Genomic DNA, 2,868 nt, shown 5'->3' on the forward strand with positions numbered 1-2,868 from the left:
GGCTATGGGTTACGGCAGGAATTTATCATGCCATACTGCCCTCAACAGAATGGAATGATTGAACGTTTTATTCGTACGCTCAAAGAGCAATGTGTCCATCGGCAGCGGTTTGAGAGCATACAACATGCCAATCGGGTGTTAGCGGACTGGAGCGGGTTTTACAACCATCAACGCCCACACCAGTCTTTGGGCATGAAATCGCCAGTTGAAGTCAGAGAGGCTTTAGCGGCATAAGGTGAGCAGAAAGTGCTGGGTCATTACACCTGCTCGTTAAAGGTATTTGATAAAGTATATTGACGTGGTTGCTTGTGCCCTATTTCCGCCACTGTCACGCGGATAGAGATGTATTGACCCGCTTTGTCTTTGGCTTTTTCGATCGCAATTAATATACCTGCTAATTGCTGATAAGCAACGGCCCAAGCGGCGATTAGTTCGCTATCCATGGGGACTTCCAGCACTTTGCTAATTGAATTAAGTAAGTTATCCCCAACAATGGCATATTGTTTCGGTTGAATATTCAGACTGAGGTGTTTAGCCACAATGAGGTTAACCGTGTCTTCAATGAACTTTTTTTGTTCGGCTGTTAGCATAATGAGCTCTTTTAGCTATTTATTAGATAGCTAACCGTGACGTATCGGTCATGACAATGGATGCGAGTCTTAGACTATAGTTATTTGTGATAGATCAAAAGGAGGTGTTTGCCGTAAGTGACAGTAACGTCGTATAGGGTCTTTGTGAGAGCAGAAATGCTACGTCAGAACGCTGAAATACCCCTAAAAGTGGAATGTTAGTCACTTTTAGGGGAGTGTAGTGTATTTAGTGTTTAGATGTTAATAACCGATCGCTGAACCATCCGGATTACGAGGATCTGAATAGCCATACATCGTATCATCGATAATTTGAATCGTCTGTGTGCGACCCATGCTTGGTTTAACGCTTACGTCATAGCCGGCATTTTCTAATAACTGGATTGTATCCGGGCTAAAGCCAACTTCTAAACGCAACTCATCAGGAAGCCATTGGTGGTGGAAGCGAGGCGTGTTGGTTGCCGCAGCCGGATTCATACCGAAATCGATTGCATTCACAATTTGCTGTAGTACGGTCGTAATAATACGTGCACCGCCCGGGCTACCAGTGACCAACCATGGTTTGCTATCTTTGAGTACCATGGTAGGCGTCATTGATGAGAGGGGGCGTTTGCCGGCTTCAATGGCATTGGCTGAACCACCGATTAAACCAAAGGCATTGGGTACACCGGGCTTAGCAGAGAAATCATCCATTTCGTTATTCATCAGAATACCGGTTTCACCCGCTACAATACCACTACCAAAGTTTAGGTTTAAGGTGTAAGTCACTGCTACTGCATTACCTTCCTTGTCAACCACGGAGTAATGGGTCGTTTGATCGCTTTCATAAGGAGCTAAATCACCGGGTTTAATTTCTTGAGCCGGTGTAATCTCCCCTTTAAGTACCTCATCGGCGATAGCTTTAGCGTATTCTTTACTCGTTAACTCTTGGATTGGCACATCCACAAAGTCACTGTCACCCAAATATTCGGAGCGATCAGCATAAGCGCGTTTCATCGTTTCAGCCATGAGACTGATGGTTTTTGCGCTATTAACACCGGATTCCTTAATAGGTAAATGCTCCATGGCATTGAGCATTTGTATGATATGAATACCGCCGGAACTAGGTAAAGGCATCGATACAATCTCATAGCCTCGATAGTCACCGCGAACCACCTCACGCTCAGTTGCTTCATAAGAGGCTAAGTCGTCTTTAGTGATTAAACCGTCATGAGCTTCTTGGTCACGTACAATTTCTTCGGCAATCGCGCCTTTGTAGAATGCATCAGCACCTTCTTTAGCAATTAGTTTAAGGCTTTCTGACAAGTTTTTTTGTACTAGGGTATCACCAAGCGCTAGTGGCTCATCGCCATCAAAGAAAATAGCCTTGGTCGTAGGCCATTTACCGAGGTTGTCTTTTTCAACTTGGAGTAATTTAGCCATGGTAGGAGAGACTTCGTAACCCTGTTCTGCTAGATCAATGGCGGGCTGCATCACCTCTGCCAAAGGTAAAGAACCCCATTGCTCGAGTGCTTTAGTTAAACCGGCCACAGTGCCCGGAACACCAATTGCTTGGTGAGTGTACCAAGATTTGCGAGGAATAATTTCACCATTTTCATCTTGGTACATAGTTTCCGTGGCAGCAGCAGGTGCTTTTTCACGGAAATCTAATGCGACAGTTTTATTGCTCTTTGCATCATGCACAAGCATAAAACCACCACCACCGATATTACCGGCGTTGGGTAGGCTAACCGCAAGTGAAAAACCAATCGCTACGGCTGCATCAACTGCATTACCCCCATTTTTTAAGATCTCTAAACCGATTTGACTGGCTAGATTTTGCTCAGTAGCAACCATCCCGTTAGTGGCTTGAACAGGATGAAACACATTCATCTCATAATCGTAATTATGAGTCGCTACGGTGCTTGTTGGTGCAGTGAGTTTGGTATTTGCTTCCCGCGCCCAAGACGTTGCGGACGCAATGGCCATGCTGACTGCTAAGGCAGAAACTAAGGTTAGTTTTCTGGGATTGCTTGTGTGAAGAAATTGCTTCATACAGTCTCCTCCATCAGAGATGAATAGTGTGAGTTTTTATCATTATAAAATTGCCGAACAGCTCTTTGATTTTATTGATGATTAGGGGTCAATTGAAAGAGAAAATAATGTAACTCATGGTTAGTCCTAGTATTTGACATCCTCCCCGCCCAAAAGAACGGGGATTCCTACGGCGTTCAGGCGACCATCGCCTGACTCGCTTCGGTGGGTTCTTGGCCCGACGCCCTTACCTACAGGCGAAGTCTCT

The 2,868-nt window shown here is 45.1% G+C and carries 3 protein-coding genes; 1 reads left to right on the forward strand and 2 read right to left on the reverse strand.

From position 1 onward, the window contains the following. Positions 1-234 (forward strand): integrase core domain-containing protein (locus B092_RS0112365; protein ID WP_018575543.1); only part of this gene is annotated, 234 nt, incomplete at its 5' end. A gap of 23 nt (positions 235-257) precedes the next feature. Here the strand turns inward: B092_RS0112365 and B092_RS14485 are convergent. Both B092_RS14485 and ggt read right to left on the reverse strand, forming a co-directional pair. Continuing rightward, positions 258-590, reverse strand: a complete 333-nt coding sequence (locus B092_RS14485; RefSeq protein ID WP_018575544.1) for an NO-inducible flavohemoprotein — start codon at positions 588-590, stop codon at positions 258-260. 240 nt (positions 591-830) lie between these two features. After that, on the reverse strand, positions 831-2,621 hold the full coding sequence (gene ggt, locus B092_RS0112375; protein WP_018575545.1) for a gamma-glutamyltransferase: 1,791 nt from the start codon (positions 2,619-2,621) through the stop codon (positions 831-833). Between the last annotated feature and the right edge of the window lie 247 nt (positions 2,622-2,868).

It is taken from the genome of Oligella ureolytica DSM 18253 (assembly GCF_000373745.1).
GTDB lineage: Bacteria > Pseudomonadota > Gammaproteobacteria > Burkholderiales > Burkholderiaceae_B > Oligella > Oligella ureolytica.

Bases quoted from the DNA above. Each gene is read 5' to 3' on its own strand.
- B092_RS14485 (WP_018575544.1), bottom strand. From the start codon at position 590: ATGCTAACAGCCGAACAAAAAAAGTTCATTGAAGACACGGTTAACCTC.
- ggt (WP_018575545.1), bottom strand. From the start codon at position 2,621: ATGAAGCAATTTCTTCACACAAGCAATCCCAGAAAACTAACCTTAGTT.